Below are 16959 nucleotides of genomic sequence, written 5' to 3' on the forward strand. Positions count from 1 at the left end.
ATTTATAGCGAAGAGCATGGTAAGTAGTAAATTTAAAATGATGATAAGCAGTAATATTTTTAGTCCTATAACTGATACTCAAGGCGATGAACCAAGAATAATCAAAAATGTAATCTTAATTAATGACTTGGATAATGAACACTATTCTAAAATTATCTTTAAGATAAACGATGAATTCTGGATATTTAGCTGTAATCCTGATTATGATGAGATTTGTTTTGATATTAGTTTAGAGTTACCAATTGAATCGAGTGCATCTAAAAAAATCTTAGATGAATTAATCAGTTTTTCAATTGGAAATATCTGGGCAATAATTAGTGAGAAAAATTATACTGATGGTATTTATCTATATGTTTATGATCCATCAATAATAAATGCCTCAAAATTCATTGGTATATTTACAATGATAGGAATAGGTAGCGGCCTTGTTTATGAACTAAATAAATCAAAGATATACGAATATTTAATTTAAGCAGACTTTGGCCTAAAAGTTGTGTCTCATGCTTAACCTGCTTTTTTAAAATGTAATATGCAGCAAACTGATAGGATTTACATAAAAGCCCTGCATGTCGGATAATGTTAAAATGTAGTTAATTATTCTAGTGATTTAATATGGCATAACGATCTTGACCAATCTTCACTTAAAAAACTGAAAAAATATCCTAGTGTAAAAGATAAACTATTCCAGCGAAGTATTGCCAATGAACATCAGCTTAATCGGTAGTGGTAATGTGGCAACGCACTTGGCGCATGCCTTATATGATTTAAAGCATCAAATTGTGCAAGTTTATAGCCCAAATTTGCAAAATGCCCAGCAACTGGCGTCACTGGTGCAAGCACAGCCAATTTATCAGTTGCAGGAATTGCAACCTGCTGATTTGTATTTAATTGCAGTTAAAGATAGTGCAATTGCTGAAATAGCAGCTCAGCTTGCCCCTTTGAATATTCAGGGTATTGTTGCCCATACGTCTGGTAGTACAGCGCTTGATGTTATTCAACAGAGTAGTCAGCATTATGGCGTGTTTTATCCACTGCAAACTTTTTCCAAAGCCAAAGCGGTGGACTTTACTCAGGTGCCATTATTGCTTGAGGGGAGCAGTGCAAAAGTAATCCAGCAGCTGGATACATTGGCGCGGCAGTTGAGTACACAGGTTTATCATTACAGCACGCAGCAACGACGTAGCTTGCATCTTGCCGCGGTCATCGCCTGTAATTTTTCCAATTATTTATATAGTGTGGCTGATGATTACTTAACCAAGCAGGGTGTTGATTTTGGTTTGCTAAAGCCCCTGATTTTGGAAACAGCCAGCAAGATTCAAAATCATGCACCTATAAAGATGCAAACTGGCCCGGCGGTTCGGCAGGATCAGGGCATTCTGGATATGCACCAGCAGATGTTGGAAGGCCAGCCACACTTAAAGCAGGTGTATGAGCTGTTAAGTCAGGGCATTATGCAGTTGCACATGAACGGCAATGAAAATTAGCCATAAAAAAAGCCAGTACAGAGCTGGCTTAATCGTCATAGCTTAAGACTAAGCGGCTACTTAGGTTTTCTCAAAAATAAAGTCCCAGACACCATGGCCGGCTTCATGGCCACGACGTTCAAATTTGGTTTCTGGCCGCCAGTCTGGCCGTGGTGCCGCATTGCCTTTGCCATAAACATTTTTTAGGGCAGGTCGATTATCTAAGACATCAAGCATCCATTCAGCATAATGTTCCCAATCTGTTGCTGCATGAAACCAGCCACCTGTTGCCAGTTTTTGTTCAACCAGCGGCATACGTTCATGTGACACAAAGCGGCGTTTAAAATGCTTTTTCTTTTGCCATGGATCGGGAAAATACAATTGCAGGCGATCAATTGAGCCATCTGGCAAGCCATTAAGCACTTCCAGCGCATCGGCATCCATAACTCGCAGGTTGGTGAGGCCTGCCATGCCTGCCTCATAGACACACTGGGCAATACCTGGTACATGCACTTCAATGCCTAAAAAATTACGTTCTGGAGCAGCCTGTGCCATCAACACCAGTGAACGGCCCATGCCAAAGCCAATTTCTACAGTTAGTGGATGCTCCGGGTGTTCAAACAACTGGCGGGCATCATGAATAGGGGCTTCAACAATCAGATGCTGGTAATCTTCCAGCGCCTTGGCTTGAGACGTATTTAAGGGTGATGAACGACGCATGAAAGTCAGCACCGAACGGTGTGCCCTGCCATTTTCAGCAGTACCAGTCTGCGCATTTTGAGCTTGATCATCTCCATCTGGACGGTCAGGCTGATCGGCAAGCTGAATAGGTTCCTGTGAATGCTGTTGTTCGGATTGGATCGAAGGCTGCGTCATGGAAAAACGGTTGGCTACTGGCAAAAAGATGGACGCATTGTACTGGATTTTTAGCTGGTTTACTTCTAGAAGATATCATTCTAGTCTGGCTGACTCATGCCATTATAAAATAAGACGTGTTCAAATTGCCCATAAACAGGAAAACAGAATCAATGCCATCAAGATATCCAGTCGATAAAAAAATCTGGTTTCCTGCCAAACGCTATGGCTTGGGTTGGGGCTTACCGATAGTATGGCAAGGCTGGGTGGTGCTAGTAAGTTATTTTATACTTTTGCTGGGCGGCACCATTTGGCTACTCTATGAAAGTATTGCTTATTATTTGCTTTATGTTTTTATCATTACCATAATTTTGATAGTGATCTGTTTTATCAAGGGTAAACGTCTGGGCTAAGATGAAATATAAAAAATTCTTATCCCCTTTACCATATTAGCCTCTACTCATGACCTTTACCATTTTCGACATTACTACTGCTCAGCATGATATTAAAAAAAGCCGTTTTATAGCCATTGCGGCACCTGTGGGTTCCATTGAACAGGCACAGCAGTTTCTGGCGCAGCAGCATGATGCCAGCGCCACACATCAGTGCTGGGCATGGAAAATCAATGGGCAAAGCCGGGTGAATGATGATGGTGAACCCGGTGGAACAGCAGGTAGACCCATTCTGGCAGTGATTGAAGGCCAGCAACTGGACAATATCATTGTACTGGTCAATCGCTGGTATGGTGGCGTCAAGCTGGGGACAGGAGGATTGGTACGCGCCTATGGCGGAACCGCGCAGCTATGCTTACAGGCTGCTCACAAGGTTGAACTGATCAAAACCTTGCAGGCCAGTTTCTTTGTGAGTTTTGCAGAATGGGCGCGGGTAGAACATTACCTTCAGACCCATCCAGTGCAGATTGTGCAGCAGCATTATGACGCACAGGGGATTCAGCTTGAGGTGAACATTGCAGAAGCGTTTAAGAATGAGTTTAATGGCTGGTTGCAGGGCATCACTGCTGGACGGGAAAATTTAACAATTAAAAAGCCTGAAGGTGCATCAAATTAAAGCGGATAAATCAATGTTGATAGCTATGTTAAGAGCCATATAAAAAAGCGCAGCATCCTAAAAACTGTCTTAGTCACTGCGCTGTTCACTTTCTAAAAAAATAATAAGATGTAATGACAATGTCATTAGGTTTTAACCAGAATTCTACTTAGCTTGGGCAGATTGAAGTGTTATGCGTATGGTCTGGCCCCCATGTTCTAAAACCCTGGGTATCAATATGAATCTGGCCACTGGCATAAACACCCAGGCCCATATTCAGGCGCTGGCCATTGTTTTGCCAGTATTCACACAACTGATGTTTAGCGCGGGCAATTTTTTCAAGCTCACCAATATCCGGGTTTTCACTGCCAATCCGAAAATCCAGTGCAGAATTATGCACATGCTTGCTGCCTGGGCTACCATTGGCGCACTGGTTAAGCTCAGCATCACGATAGACCGAAGTGACTTCAATATCATCCAGAATTTTTTGATCCTGCAACTGCTGTAACACTTTGAGGGTAGGCAGCAGATTGTCCCATAACTCACTTGACGGCACAGCGTACGGTTCACGGCCACAGCGTTCCCAGTCACGTGCGCTTTTAAGCAATTCAAACATGGGTGCTGCCCGGCTGACATCGTGGCGAATCAGGTAATTGTGATAGCGGTTCACCTGTTGCTCGTGTAAACCTTCACTCAGCCACTGCTTATAGCTGGACGGTGGCGCACGGTGCCAATGGGTGTTTTGTTCAATCATTAGCTCTGGTGGCAATTTGTTCAGTTTTAAAGGTTGAGCAGGACGAATCACCTGGGTATGAATAACCGGTTTTTTGGCTGGTGGATTGATACAGCTTCCCAGCAATGGCATCAGGCATAACAGGAACAACCAACGAAGCTGTGTATGATCCGCCTTGGTTTGCTGTAGCATTCGTGCTCCTTTTTTCATGAAATAATTTTTAAGCCAGTCCGGTGTTATATTGTAACAATCAGCCAGTTTTACAAGCCTGTGCTTGACCGGAATTTTGTAAAAAACAATTCACAGTGTGTAGGTTTATTGAGTGCACCTAAACAAAAAAGCCCGCTTGTGGCGAGCTTTTAAGCTAGAGCGTGTCATCAATTGAGCCAGATGATGGAAGAGGCCAGATAGATGGCTGACAGGAAGTGTAGAGCCAGCTTATCATAGCGTGTGGCAATGCCCCTGTACTGCTTGAGCTTGGCAAAGAAGTTTTCAATTAAATGGCGTGCCTTGTATAAGTGCCGGTCATAGCCGCGTGGTGCTTTACAGTTACTTTTACTCGGCATCACTACTTTGCCATTTTTGTTCTGGATCGGTTCAATCACCCTGTCTTTGGAATTATAAGCTTTGTCCATAAGCCATGTTGAGCTTAAGCTAAGATCAAGCAATACATCCGCACCCTTTAGATCATGATCCTGTCCTTTAGTTAAGTAAAAGCCAGTGGGATTGCCTAAAGCATCAGTCCGGGTATGGATTTTAGTACTCAATCCCCCTTTGCTGCGTCTAATGGCTTGATCCCCCTTTTTCCTGCACTGTGCTGATGGGCACGCACTATGGTTGAGTCAATCATCGCATATTCATTGTCAATGTCTTGGGATAAAGCTTCAAATACGCGTTGCCATATTCCTGATCTTGACCAGCGACTAAAGCGGGTATGCACCACCCGAAAATCACCAAATCGTTCAGGCAGATCCCGCCACGGGATACCTGCCCTGTAGCGGTACAAGACAGCTTCAACGAACAGGCGGTTATCTTTGGCAGTGACCCCAACAGTGTTGGTGCGTCCGGGCAGTAGGTCTTTGATGCGATCCCACTGGTCATCACGTAAGGCATAACGTCTAGTCATAACCCTATAATGAAGGCAACTTGTATTTTCTCAACCTAATTGATGACACGCCCTAGAAAAATCCGTAATCCAGCCAGTTTATTTTTCCAGATATTGCAGCTTGTCTGGCTTGCCGTTCCATTCTTCACGGTCAGCAGGCTGATCACCGATCTGGGTAATGTTGGGCCATTTTTGTGACAGGTCAGCGTTGATCTCAATAAAAACTTCCTGACCTGCCGGCAGCTCATCTTCTGAGAAAATAGCGTTGGCCGGGCACTCTGGTTCACACAGCGCGCAGTCAATGCACTCATCCGGATTGATCACCAGAAAATTAGGGCCTTCATAGAAACAATCGACTGGGCAAACTTCTACGCAGTCCTGATATTTACATTTAATACAGTTTTCGGTGACAACAAAGGTCATGGCGACAGCTACCCTACAACATGATGTTAGCAATTAGAGGCTATTTTAGGCGCTTTTGCCTGCTAGTAACAATTCCTTTTAGTGATATTATTTATAGATAACGCCGCTTAAGACTTCAATTAAATAAAAATCAAGGCTTAAGTGGCTTATTTTCTGGTGTTGTCACCCTTAAATCTGCTGCTTTAACGCATACAAAAGTTCAAGCGCCTGCCGGGGCGTCAGGTTATCCACATCTGTTTGTTGCAGTTGCTCCAGCACAGGGGAAGGTTTTTCCACTTCTATAATCTGCACTTGGGGTTCTACCACAATGTGTTTTGGCGCAGTATCAAAGTCAAATAAATCATTTTGATGTGCTGTACCAATATACTTGCTTTGCTGGCGCTCCAGAATTTTCAGGCGCTGCTGGGCTTCCTTGAGTACAGATGTTGGAATACCGGCCAGCTTGGCCACCTGTATGCCATGACTTTGGTTGGCCGCACCGTTGCGTACCTGATGCAATAAAATCAGGTCACCATTAATTTCCTTGGCAGCCACGTGATAATTATCAATACCGGACTGCTGGCCCAGCTCAGTCAGCTCAAAATAATGCGTGGCAAACAGGCACAAACATTGAATGCGCTTGGCCAGATCCAGCACACAGGCCCAAGCCAGCGACAAACCATCGTAAGTGCTGGTGCCACGACCTACTTCATCCATCAACACCAGGGAGTGGCTGGTCGCATGGTGCAGGATTTGTGCAGTTTCAGTCATTTCGACCATAAAAGTTGATTTGCCGCTAGACAGATCATCAGCAGAACCAATCCGGGTAAAAATCCGGTCAATCGGGCCAAGCCGGGCTTGCTTGGCAGGCACAAAACTGCCGCAATAAGCCAGAATGCAAATCAGGGCTGTTTGCCGCATATAGGTGGATTTACCGCCCATATTGGGTCCAGTGATTAAGGCAAGCCGGTGTTTTTCATTTAAATTGACATCATTGGGCGTAAAAGACGCTTTAATTAAGGACTCTACAACCGGATGGCGTCCAGCCTGAATATCAATGCCGCATTCCGGCTGAAAACTGGGGCGTACCCACTGGCGGTTGCGGGCCTGTGCCGCCCAGTTGGATAAGACGTCCAGCTCGGCAATCGCAGCACTCATGCCCTGTAGCGCAGCCAGTTCCTGACGCAGTTTGTCTAGCAGATGATCAAATAACTGCTTTTCGCGGTTTAAGGCACGCGATTCACTGGACAGCACCTTGTCTTCAAAGGTTTTAAGCTCTGGTGTGATATAGCGCTCAACATTTTTCAGGGTTTGCCGCCGAATAAAATGTGCAGGCGCTGATTCACTTTGCGCACGGGTTAATTCAATGTAGTAGCCACTCACCCGGTTGTAGCCAATTTTCAGGGTGGCAATCCCGGTGTTTTCCCGTTCACGCTGTTCCATATCCAGCAAAAACTGGTTGGCATGGTCGCGAATCTGGCGCAGTTCATCCAGTTCGCGATCAAAACCCGCTGCAATCACGCCACCGTCACGCAACAGCACCGGTGGGGTTTCAACCACGGCCTGTTTGAGAAACTCAAATACATGATTAAAACTGCCAAGCTGCTGCGAAAGCTGCTGGAGCACCAGACTTTTTTGATGCAGCGCAGAGTGCAGGGCGTGATGCACAAAGGGCAACTGCGCACAGGCTTGCCGCAGCATCACCAGGTCACGTGGGCGTGCAGTATTAAGGGCAACGCGGCCCAGTACCCGCTCAACATCGCCAATGCTGGACAGCGCTACGCGAATGGCTTCTTCATGGTAGCCATTTAAAATGTCAGCAATGGCGTCCTGACGTTGCTCCAGCAGTTTAGTGTCACGTAAAGGCTGCATGAGATGGCGCGCCAGCAAGCGTGAACCCATCACGGTCTGGCAGCGGTCTACCAGCTTGAGCAGGGATGTACCATGCTCAAACAAGGGCTCGGTAATTTCCAGATTACGCCTAGTGACCGGATCAAGCGCAATAAAGGCATCCATGCTTTCTACACGAATGCGCTGGATGTGCGGCAGGCTGGTTTTCTGGGTTTCGCTGGCATAATGCAGCAATGCGGCCGCTGCTGCCTGTGCCAGTTTTAAATGCTCAACGCCAAACCCAGCCAGTGTGCTGACCTTGAATTGTCGGCACAGCACATCGGCAGCATTGCCCGGATGAAAATCCACATTGGGGCGTCGGGTTAATGGCGTTTCAATCTCCTGTCGCAATTGTTTAACAATAGGGCTATCTTCCACATCTTCACTGATTAAAATTTCAGCCGGTGCCAGACGCGCCAGTTCAATATTCAGTCGCAAATAATCCAGCGGCATTTCCTGCACCAGAAACTGGCCAGAGCTGAGTTCAAGAATGGCAATGCCCACTTTATCCTTATCAAAGCTCAACGCGGCTAGACTGGCACTTTGATGGCTGGGCAATAGTGCGTCGTCAGTTAGGGTGCCGGGCGTTAAAATCCGCACTACTTTGCGTTCAACCGGGCCTTTGCCGGTAATCTCACCCACCTGTTCACAAATGGCGACTGTTTCACCAGCTTTGACCAGTCGCGCCAGATAGCCTTCTGCTGCATGATAGGGCACTCCAGCCATGGGAATTGGCTCACCATTGCTTTTGCCGCGATGTGTCAGGGTAATGCCCAACAGCTTGACGGCCCGGTGCGCATCCTCAAAAAATAGCTCATAAAAGTCACCCATGCGATAAAACACCAGTGCATGCGCATATTGCTGTTTGACAGTCAGGTATTGCTGCATCATGGGTGTGTGTGAACTCAGGTCAAGCATGGGATTAGCGACATTCACTGGGTATAAAATCCTCTGGAAACAACAGTTCTGTAAATAATAATTCGTTTAACGGCAATTATTGAAACAACAATTTTGAAAGCAACAATTCTGAAAAATAAACATACGGGCAAATGATACATGCGTTAGCTTTCCACAAGTGTTCAACAGTAATCAACCTGAGCCTGAAAAAATATATTTTTTCCAGGGTAAGATACAATGATCAATGCCTATAAATCACGCTGGATTGCATGAACACTGTATTTTAACAAATTTAGGCGTATTCATAAAAAGGAATAAGTCATGCAAGAGATAAACGTCAGGTAGCCTGAGCGGCTCGCGCTATTGAACAAAGGAAGGCAGGCGATCTAGATAAAAGTAATCGTGATGAGTCATTGGTTTAAGGTTAATTTGTAGCAAGGCTGGGGCAAAAAGCTTTATCTATCGTTTGGGACATTTCCTGTCATGTTTCTTGCAGAAGCACGTGTAGAGTTAATGCGTTTAAATCTCTTACGTGCAAATGGTGTTTGCCCGGCTACCCAGTTAAAGCAGGAAAAAGAGCTGGACAAAAAAAGAAAAGAGCTATCAACCCAAGCAAAGGATGAGCTTACTACAAAAGATGTGGTTGATTTATATTTGACCAATGTCATTGAAGACCGCATTGTTATTGACTCACGTAGGTTGGCAATGCTGTAAGACCAGAACAAATATTAGATATAGAGAGTTTGCGCTTAATTGGGGCAGCATGGGGAAAGGCGAAAACTTACAAGGCATTTTCATTATCTTTGACAGAGATAGAATCCTTACCTAATCCAGCTATAAATAAGAATAAGCAATTGATTAGATTAAATTATTTCTTAAATTAAAAATTTATAAAGATTCTGGCATTTGTTTTGCTTAAGACAATAAGCCAACTGGTCTGACCTGTCAGATTGAATGAAAGGATAATTTTTTTATCACTAGCCCATGAGATACAGCCCTATTTTCAGACCACCAGCTGGTTCTGTTTATATCCATGGGCTTACACGGCTTTTAAGTTGATGGAACTTTGACAGCATTACCATGAGCCTTTGTGAATCAGTTCATTTCCCATTCAACCTATCGCGGCAGTGATGCAGTTGTTAAAGCATTGCAGTAAAAAATCAGTTTTGGGATAAATATCATGAGCAATATTGATACAAGTGAGCAAGCCAAGATTAAGGCTACAGCGCCAGAACATGAAAATCTGGGTACAGCCAAAAATGTGGCTTATGGTTTACAGCATGTACTGACCATGTATGGTGGTATCATTGCACCACCGCTCATTGTGGGTAGTGCAGCAGGCCTTGCCGGGCCACAACTGGGTATGCTGATTGCAGCAGCACTATTTGTGGGCGGTTTGGCTACCCTGTTACAAACGCTGGGCGTTAAATATTTTGGGGCACGTTTACCACTGGTGCAGGGAGTATCCTTTGCCGGAGTTGCAACCATGGTGGCAATTGTCACCACGGGAGGCGGCTTGCCCGCAGTATATGGGGCAGTGATTGTGGCCTCATTGGCTGGTCTGTTGCTGGCCCCTTTTTTCTCCCAGATTATCCGGTTTTTTCCGCCTGTGGTCACCGGTAGTGTTATTACCATGATTGGCCTGTCCCTGACACCCGTTGCAATACGCTGGGTGATGGGTGGCAATCCCAAAGCGGAAAGCTGGGGATCTACTGCCAATGTTGGTCTGGCAGTGATTACGCTGGTCATTGTCATGCTGTTTAGCATGTCCAAAAGTCCTGCCGTGCGCCGTCTGGCCATTCTGTTGTCTATTGTTTGTGGCACCGTGGTGGCATCGTTGCTGGGCTATACGGATTTTTCCAAGGTAGCACAGGGCAGCTGGGTGGCTGTGCCGCATGTGTTTGCCTTTGGCATGCCGGCCTTTGATGTGGCTGCCATTATTTCCATGCTGATTGTAACGCTGGTGATTATGACGGAAACCACCGCCGACATTATCGCAGTGGGTGAAATTGTGGGCACCAGCGTTGACTCCAGACGTATTGGTAATGGCTTAAGAGCAGACATGTTATCCAGTGCGGTTGCACCCGTTTTTGGTTCTTTCATGCAAAGTGCGTTTGCCCAGAACGTGGGACTGGTGGCCATTACCGGGATCAAAAGCCGTTTTGTGGTGGCAACTGGCGGAGTTATTCTGGTTATTCTGGGGCTGCTGCCAGTGATGGGGCGTCTGGTGGCTTCCATTCCCATGCCGGTTTTGGGCGGTGCAGGACTGGTACTGTTTGGCACAGTGGCTGCCAGTGGTATCCGCACGCTGGGCAAGGTCGACTACAATATTCAAAGCAACCTGATTATCGTCGCAACTTCTATTGCAGTTGGCCTGATTCCCATTGTCAATGACGAGTTTTATGCGCAGTTTCCAACCTGGGTAAAAACCCTGTTTCATTCCGGCATTAGTTCAACCTGTATTATGGCCATTTTATTAAACCTGCTGTTTAACCATGTAAAATTGCGCGGCTTTGGCAAGCAGGCAGCACCAGGCATGGTAGATTTAAACAAGCTGCAGGGTTCATGAAAACGCAATCAGGACAGTATATTACCCGGCTACTGCTTAACAGTATTTAAGATGAGGGTGCCGGTAATATTGCTTCAATAGCGCAACGGCCTATGGGAACAACCCCTTGGGCCGTTTTTTATTTTAAGCTGTTTATTCGGGCATAAGAAAAGGAAGCCTGCGCTTCCTTTTTTAACGGACTACTTTTACCGGGCTGGTTTTACCGGGTTACTTTTACTAAGTTACATCAGCTTAATCCAGAGGATTCCCCACAATATTGCTGATAATGCCCTGCATAATGTGTGAACCCTGCTCCTGATATAAATCTGCATACCATTGCCGGGTGGCCGTTTCATCTTTCATATGGGTAATGTCACAGCGCTTGCGGGCACGGAGTACCATTTCCCGGGTACGTTCATTGCGTTTGTTCTGGTAGCGTTCCAGTGCATCTTCCAGGCCAAAGGTATTGATCTGGAGGGCGCGTGCCAGATAAATAGCATCTTCCATGGCCTGACAGCCACCCTGACCGATATCAGGCGTGGTACTGTGCGCTGCATCACCCAGAATCACGACACGACCCTTATAAAATTGCATAAACGGTTCGATGTCATGAATTTCAACCCGGTTGGTGGTTTGCGGATTCAGGCAGTCAATCAGGGCTTGTACCGGTGCGCACCAGCCAGCAAAATGCGTTTTTAAATCCTGCTGGTACTGTGCTTTCTGGTTATCTAGGCCGGCCGGCAGGGGTACATCAAAAAAGAAGTAAAACTGGTTGTTGGCCACTGGCATCATGGACACCCGTTTTCCCTCTCCAACAAATGTAGTCCACTGGTTGGCAGGCGCCAGATCATCACTGATCTCAACCAGTCCATTCCAGTTCACATAACCGGCGTAGCGCCGCGCGACCTGTTCGCCCAGCACATGGGTGCGGGTGAGCGAGTGCGTACCATCGGCACCAATCAGCAGGTCTGCGCTGACGATGCTGCCGTCGCTAAACTGCGCACGGACACAACTGCCGTGGTCTTCAATTTTTTCCATACGCATGCCAAGCCGGATATTCTGGTGCCCGAATTCCTCCATCAGCATGGCTTGCAGCGCAGCGCGTGATACCGGATAGGCGCGTTGCCCCACCTCCTGATATAAAGGCATCAGGCTAAACTGGGTCATGGTAGTATTGGAAAGGCCATCGATATAAGCCAGATCGTCCATCCGGCCGCCAAGCTGGGCGATTTGTTCTGTCAGGCCCAGATAGTTTAGGCACTTGACTCCATTGGACCACAGTGAGATGGCAGCGCCCACAGGAAGAATTTCAGCAGCCTGTTCATAAATGGTGACCTGATGGCCGAACTTTTGAAGTGCTATACCAGCGGTCAGACCGCCCATACCAGCACCAATAATCATAATATTCATTGCAAAACCTTATCTGTAAACCGCAAGTCATAAATCTCCCTTAAAAAGCGAGAACTATGCCAAGCTACGGAAAGGACTGCTATAAAAAATTTTTATTGTTATAAATAAGTTACTTAACTAAAAATTTAGATTATAGCAAAACATGAAAAACCCGTTTTGCAAAAGCCGATAAGATTGTTATTACTGGTCTGACCAGTATCTGGCCCACCATTAGTTGCAGCAAGCCTTAAAAGTACAGGCGAGACCACCAATGGAATAAATATGGGGCAACTCTGCACGAGAATATGGCATAAGCGGCACCTAATGGTGCACTTGTTATTTTATGGCTTTTTGCAAAAAAATTGGACTTAGGACTGATGGCTTAAAAAGTAAACACCGGCACGCTGGGCTGCGCAAATTACATGTTTTTTCATGGCCTGTTCAGCGGCCAGGCTATCCCTGGCGCATAGTGCGTCAAGAATATGCTGGTGCTCCAGAATGGTTTGATGGGCCAGACTGGGCTGGATAAAGGGTAGTACCTGACTTTGCTTTAACGCTTCTGTCTGGTTTTTTAAAATCTGGACCACTGAAGGATTATGGCTTAATTCAAGAATGCGCTGATGAAACTGATGATCATGCAGGGCGGCTTCCTGCCAGTTCTGCTGTTCAATGGCGGTTTTAAGCTGCTCAAAATGACTTTTAAACAACTGCTGATCTTTTTCATTAAGATAATGACACGCCAGCATGGCGCAAAAGCTTTCCAGCACATAGCGTAACTGGTAAAAATCTTTTAATGACCCACTATGGGTCTGGTTCCATTGTTCCACCGGCTGGCTGTCCAGTGCAGTCACATAAACCCCTTTGCCAGCCAGAATCTTAAGTTGGCCAAGCGCTGCCAGCCGGGTCAGGGCTTCGCGTAATGAAGCGCGGCTAATCCCAAGCTGTAGCGCCAGTTCGCGCTGTGAAGGCAGGGCAGCACCAACCGGATAAACTCCCTGCTGAATCCAGTCGTAAATGGTAATGACGGCTTGTTCAGTCACTTGTGAGGGCTGTCTGGTTATAATTGATTGAGGCTTCATATTGATCGGGTTCACTACAGTGGCCTGTTTGCCACATTTAATTAAATACCGTGTATGTTTTACTGGATTTATAAAAAAATAACCAGCAACCGCTTTTAGAAAAATCTGGCCGAATGACCACTATTCACGCTGATGATTAATTCATGCTAACTGGTCTGACCAGTTGGATTGGTTTTTGCATGATATTCACAGTCTCCAGACTATCAGGATTTAGGGTGTTATTTTATGAGCATTAGTTATGCCAAGCCGGCTGATCTACCGGAACATTTCAAACGTTTGGTCAATCTGGCCGATGCACGGATTGGCACCACTATCGTGGCGTGCTCCGATGAGTTTTTTGCCAAGGCCGAACGCATGTTACAAACAGCGCCTGCCATGTTTATCGCTGACAAGTTTGATGATCATGGCAAATGGATGGATGGCTGGGAAACCCGGCGCAAGCGTGAGGCTGGCTATGACTGGTGTATTGTTCGCCTGGGTGTTGCCGGGCAGATTACCGGCTTTGATGTGGATACGTCCTTTTTTACCGGCAACTACCCGGCTTCTGCATCCATAGAAGCCTGTTATGCACCGGATGACCAGCTGGATGAGCAGACAACATGGGTGGAGCTGGTTGCCAACCATATCCTGTCGCCGGATCATCATCATCTGATTGAAGCCAGCCAGCAGGGGCAGCCATTTACCCATATCCGCCTGAATATCTTTCCGGATGGCGGCATTGCACGCTTGCGGGTCTATGGCCAGGTGGTCTTGCAGTCACAGGCTGCTACAGACCCGCTTGATCTGGTGGCCCTGAAAAATGGGGGCAGGATAGTGGCGTTTAGTGATGCGCATTTTGGTCATCCCAACAATTTATTAAATCCGGGCCGTGGCATTAACATGGGTGATGGCTGGGAAACCAAGCGTCGCCGGGCACCCGGACACGACTGGTGCATTATTGCGCTGGGCCAGCCGGGTCAGGTTGAGCGGATTGAGGTGGATACTGCGCATTTTAAGGGCAACTATCCGGCTTTTTGCTCTATTCAGGCCGTCTATGTGGAAAATGCCACGGATGCACAGCTCATCCCGCAAAGTATGTTCTGGCCGTTTTTGTTAAATGACCAGCCATTAAGCATGGATCACATCCATACCTATATTTCTGAAATTCTGCACGAGCAAAAAATTAGCCATATCCGCCTGAATATGATCCCTGATGGCGGCATCAGCCGTATCCGGTTATGGGGCAAGATAGCGCTTGAAGATGGCGTTTGATTAACCACTTTAGTCTAAAACCGGGTGTTAGTTCTAGTCCGATTTTAACTTCGAGGTTTTAAGTTGAAGGTATTTATTTGGAATTTTTAGGATAACTATAATGACCCTGACTGTCGCGTTACAACCACTGACTGCGGCATGCTTTGCCGCTTTTGGTGACGTGATTGAATGTGCTGGCCAGCCCTTATCCATTAATCAGGGCCAAACAGAACGTTACCATGCTTTGTCCTTGCCACAGGTTGCTGGTGAGGCCGCAAGCATTGGCCTGAGTATTTTCAGAAATTTACAGGCCAGTACGCTGCCGTTACAGATCGACATGCTGGAGCGCCATCCACAGGGGAGCCAGTCGTTTATTCCCATGGATGGACAGGCCTTTGTCATTGTGGTGGCACTGCCGTTAGACGACCGGCAACCGGATGAAGCGCAGGTTTGTGCTTTTTTAAGTAACGGCCAGCAAGGGATAACCTATGCCAGAGGCGTGTGGCACCATCCGCTGATTACGCTGGAAGCACCCAGTAATTTTCTGGTGGTGGACCGTATTGGCACAGGCCATAACTGTGACATTCATCAGTTGAGCCAGCCTTGTCTGATTAGGGTAGAAACTGCAGTGCCAGTGGCTAATTAGTCAACAGGTCACAATTGATAGTGAACAAAAAAAGCTGCTTTTGCATTGATCAAAAGCAGCTTTTTTATTAACTGGAGTAATTAATATTTGCCCTCAAAGTTGGCACTAATGCGTTGTTGCAAGTAATCCCGGGCGGTAATGGCCGGATATTTTTTGTTCGGCCCTTCAATGATGACATCTTCATTGGCCTGGCAGAAAAATGCCAGACTATAGCGGGCACCCTGATACTCATGCGCAGCCGGATTTTTGACCCGGTGAAAATTGGAAGGCAACTGGTCATCACTCCAGCGCGTGAGCATATCGCCAATATTACAGGTAATCACCTCATCGTGAGGCTGGATACTGGTCCATTCCTGGTCTTCCATATCCTTGCCCGGGCATACCTGCAAGCCGCCCTGTCCATTGCGCTGGAACAGTAAAGTCAGGCAGTCAAAATCGGTATGGGCACCAGCACGCCACAGGCCCAACTGGTCTTTTAGGGCTGGGTCAATGGCATAGTAATGCAGCATGCGCAGCGTACTTTGGTAGCTTTGCTTGGAGGGATCATGCGCCTGTGTGAAAAAATCATCACTAAAGCCCAGCTTATAGGCAAAGCAGGACAGGATTTTCATGCCAGTCTGCCAGCAGGCCTGTTCAAAGTTCAGCATGGTTTCCTGAAAGTCAGGCAATTCCTGCACGCTGGGCCATAAACCATCCATGCGGGGGCGGGTAATTTGATAGGATTCTTTCTGGTCTGGTGTATTGGTTGATGGCCTGATCTGTGCCTTGCTTTCCCAGCCTGCATTCCGCTTGAGTGGATACTGTGCCTTTACCTCAGCGGGTAGTGCAAAAAACTGTTCGGTGCTGGCAAAAGCCTGCTGAATCTGGCTTAAGGGAATGCCATGGTTGGCAACCTGAAAAAATCCAATGTCCACCGCAGCATTCCAGAGCTGGTCAGCAATCTCAAACTTGCGCTGTTCAAAGTCAGACAAGTCAATAATACGGATTTCTCGGGCAAAGGTTTCCTGTCCCATGGCACCCATGCGGGCTTCTTTTTTGAGTTCATCGAGGGAATAGGGCGTGGACAGGGTAGGATCAATGGTATTGGAGCCGTTCATGTTAGTGTTCCTGCATTTACTGAAAAATCAAGGTGTGGCCCAATATATGCATGGTACTGCCATCGGGTCACGTCTCATGAAAAACACTGACCCTGCGATATTCCTGGAATAGGATCTATCAGGTGTCAGCTATTTTCCGAGCAATGACCCACATACGCATCATTTTAAATTCTGGCAAAATGACTGTATGTTGAACGCTTCTACTCTGGTGTAGTCAGTAAGCAATTGCTGTACCATTCTGGCTTAAAATTTTTTTACTGAATTTTATTGTTTTATATTCAATGAATTAAGGTAATACATGTTCCAGGTAAAATAGACAACAGCACAGTCGCTTTTCCTGTATTTTCCTGTCTTTATTTAGGTCTGCACCATGATTGAGCAATTTGCCGGCTTATCACCATCGTGAACCACGATGGCGCAGATAATACTGGTCTGACCAGTAAGCCACTTTTTTGCAGGGCTGCTTCCTGTTTAAATGATTTTTGGTTTTTGATTTATAAATCATTAGCTTAATTACAAGAAATACAATATGGCATAGCCTTTGCAAGTTTGTATTCTGAGTATAAGCGGTTAGTGCG

14 protein-coding genes and 1 pseudogene are annotated in these 16959 nt (G+C 46.3%); 7 read left to right on the top strand and 8 right to left on the bottom strand.

Features of this window, described 5'->3' with window-relative positions; translation table 11 throughout:
• Positions 1-16 precede the first annotated feature (16 nt).
• Both Q337_RS0101930 and Q337_RS0101935 read left to right on the top strand, forming a co-directional pair.
• Entirely contained in the window at positions 17-472 is a 456-nt protein-coding gene (locus Q337_RS0101930) for a hypothetical protein (protein ID WP_026470146.1), read from the top strand.
• Between the two features lie 229 nt (positions 473-701).
• Complete coding sequence (locus tag Q337_RS0101935) at positions 702-1484, top strand: Rossmann-like and DUF2520 domain-containing protein (RefSeq protein ID WP_026470147.1); 783 nt, start codon at positions 702-704, stop codon at positions 1482-1484.
• 60 nt (positions 1485-1544) lie between these two features.
• On the opposite strand, the gene trmB is transcribed toward Q337_RS0101935, so the two are convergent.
• Positions 1545-2339 (bottom strand): tRNA (guanosine(46)-N7)-methyltransferase TrmB, encoded by a 795-nt coding sequence (gene trmB, locus Q337_RS16430; RefSeq protein ID WP_084494673.1) that lies wholly within the window; start codon positions 2337-2339, stop codon positions 1545-1547.
• A 441-nt stretch (positions 2340-2780) separates the two neighbouring features.
• Here trmB and Q337_RS0101950 point away from each other — a divergent pair, with 441 nt between their 5' ends.
• Complete coding sequence (locus Q337_RS0101950) at positions 2781-3386, top strand: IMPACT family protein (RefSeq protein WP_026470149.1); 606 nt, start codon at positions 2781-2783, stop codon at positions 3384-3386.
• A 148-nt stretch (positions 3387-3534) separates the two neighbouring features.
• Here the strand turns inward: Q337_RS0101950 and Q337_RS0101955 are convergent, their stop codons facing one another.
• From Q337_RS0101955 to mutS, 4 genes and pseudogenes are all read right to left on the bottom strand, one after another.
• Positions 3535-4290, bottom strand: coding sequence for a D-Ala-D-Ala carboxypeptidase family metallohydrolase (locus Q337_RS0101955; protein ID WP_034279155.1), 756 nt, complete (start codon positions 4288-4290; stop codon positions 3535-3537).
• Between the two features lie 185 nt (positions 4291-4475).
• Positions 4476-5224, bottom strand: a pseudogene (locus tag Q337_RS18535) (IS5 family transposase).
• Between the two features lie 78 nt (positions 5225-5302).
• Positions 5303-5626, bottom strand: coding sequence for a ferredoxin FdxA (gene fdxA / locus Q337_RS0101970; protein ID WP_026470153.1), 324 nt, complete (start codon positions 5624-5626; stop codon positions 5303-5305).
• 168 nt (positions 5627-5794) lie between these two features.
• Complete coding sequence (gene mutS / locus Q337_RS0101975; protein ID WP_026470154.1) at positions 5795-8431, bottom strand: DNA mismatch repair protein MutS; 2637 nt, start codon at positions 8429-8431, stop codon at positions 5795-5797.
• A 444-nt stretch (positions 8432-8875) separates the two neighbouring features.
• Between mutS and Q337_RS0101980 the strand changes: the two genes are divergently transcribed.
• The gene (locus Q337_RS0101980) at positions 8876-9106 is read left to right on the top strand and encodes a hypothetical protein (RefSeq protein ID WP_026470155.1); all 231 of its coding nucleotides are present in this window, start codon (positions 8876-8878) and stop codon (positions 9104-9106) included.
• A 466-nt stretch (positions 9107-9572) separates the two neighbouring features.
• Positions 9573-10961, top strand: a complete 1389-nt coding sequence (locus Q337_RS0101985; protein WP_026470156.1) for a nucleobase:cation symporter-2 family protein — start codon at positions 9573-9575, stop codon at positions 10959-10961.
• Positions 10962-11192: 231 nt separating this feature from the next.
• On the opposite strand, the gene hpxO is transcribed toward Q337_RS0101985, so the two are convergent.
• Positions 11193-12350, bottom strand: coding sequence for an FAD-dependent urate hydroxylase HpxO (gene hpxO / locus Q337_RS0101990; protein WP_026470157.1), 1158 nt, complete (start codon positions 12348-12350; stop codon positions 11193-11195).
• 347 nt (positions 12351-12697) lie between these two features.
• Positions 12698-13408: a FadR/GntR family transcriptional regulator gene (locus tag Q337_RS0101995; protein WP_026470158.1), complete on the bottom strand. Its 711-nt coding sequence runs from the start codon at positions 13406-13408 to the stop codon at positions 12698-12700.
• A 225-nt stretch (positions 13409-13633) separates the two neighbouring features.
• Between Q337_RS0101995 and alc the strand changes: the two genes are divergently transcribed.
• On the top strand, positions 13634-14659 hold the full coding sequence (gene alc, locus Q337_RS0102000) for an allantoicase (RefSeq protein WP_026470159.1): 1026 nt from the start codon (positions 13634-13636) through the stop codon (positions 14657-14659).
• A gap of 100 nt (positions 14660-14759) precedes the next feature.
• Positions 14760-15284, top strand: coding sequence for an ureidoglycolate lyase (locus Q337_RS0102005; protein WP_026470160.1), 525 nt, complete (start codon positions 14760-14762; stop codon positions 15282-15284).
• Positions 15285-15364: 80 nt separating this feature from the next.
• Here the strand turns inward: Q337_RS0102005 and Q337_RS0102010 are convergent, their stop codons facing one another.
• On the bottom strand, positions 15365-16381 hold the full coding sequence (locus tag Q337_RS0102010; RefSeq protein ID WP_026470161.1) for an isopenicillin N synthase family dioxygenase: 1017 nt from the start codon (positions 16379-16381) through the stop codon (positions 15365-15367).
• Between the last annotated feature and the right edge of the window lie 578 nt (positions 16382-16959).

The organism is Alkanindiges illinoisensis DSM 15370 (genome assembly GCF_000619845.1).
Classification (GTDB): domain Bacteria; phylum Pseudomonadota; class Gammaproteobacteria; order Pseudomonadales; family Moraxellaceae; genus Alkanindiges; species Alkanindiges illinoisensis.

What these genes read in the sequence shown, in the direction of transcription:
- hpxO (WP_026470157.1), bottom strand. Translation starts at nt 12,350, where the DNA reads ATGAATATTATGATTATTGGTGCTGGTATGGGCGGTCTGACCGCTGGT.
- Q337_RS0101950 (WP_026470149.1), top strand. Translation starts at nt 2,781, where the DNA reads ATGACCTTTACCATTTTCGACATTACTACTGCTCAGCATGATATTAAA.
- Q337_RS0101955 (WP_034279155.1), bottom strand. Translation starts at nt 4,290, where the DNA reads ATGCTACAGCAAACCAAGGCGGATCATACACAGCTTCGTTGGTTGTTC.
- Q337_RS0102005 (WP_026470160.1), top strand. Translation starts at nt 14,760, where the DNA reads ATGACCCTGACTGTCGCGTTACAACCACTGACTGCGGCATGCTTTGCC.
- Q337_RS0101995 (WP_026470158.1), bottom strand. Translation starts at nt 13,408, where the DNA reads ATGAAGCCTCAATCAATTATAACCAGACAGCCCTCACAAGTGACTGAA.
- alc (WP_026470159.1), top strand. Translation starts at nt 13,634, where the DNA reads ATGAGCATTAGTTATGCCAAGCCGGCTGATCTACCGGAACATTTCAAA.
- Q337_RS0101930 (WP_026470146.1), top strand. Translation starts at nt 17, where the DNA reads ATGGTAAGTAGTAAATTTAAAATGATGATAAGCAGTAATATTTTTAGT.
- Q337_RS0102010 (WP_026470161.1), bottom strand. Translation starts at nt 16,381, where the DNA reads ATGAACGGCTCCAATACCATTGATCCTACCCTGTCCACGCCCTATTCC.
- trmB (WP_084494673.1), bottom strand. Translation starts at nt 2,339, where the DNA reads ATGACGCAGCCTTCGATCCAATCCGAACAACAGCATTCACAGGAACCT.
- Q337_RS0101980 (WP_026470155.1), top strand. Translation starts at nt 8,876, where the DNA reads ATGTTTCTTGCAGAAGCACGTGTAGAGTTAATGCGTTTAAATCTCTTA.
- Q337_RS0101935 (WP_026470147.1), top strand. Translation starts at nt 702, where the DNA reads ATGAACATCAGCTTAATCGGTAGTGGTAATGTGGCAACGCACTTGGCG.
- fdxA (WP_026470153.1), bottom strand. Translation starts at nt 5,626, where the DNA reads ATGACCTTTGTTGTCACCGAAAACTGTATTAAATGTAAATATCAGGAC.
- Q337_RS0101985 (WP_026470156.1), top strand. Translation starts at nt 9,573, where the DNA reads ATGAGCAATATTGATACAAGTGAGCAAGCCAAGATTAAGGCTACAGCG.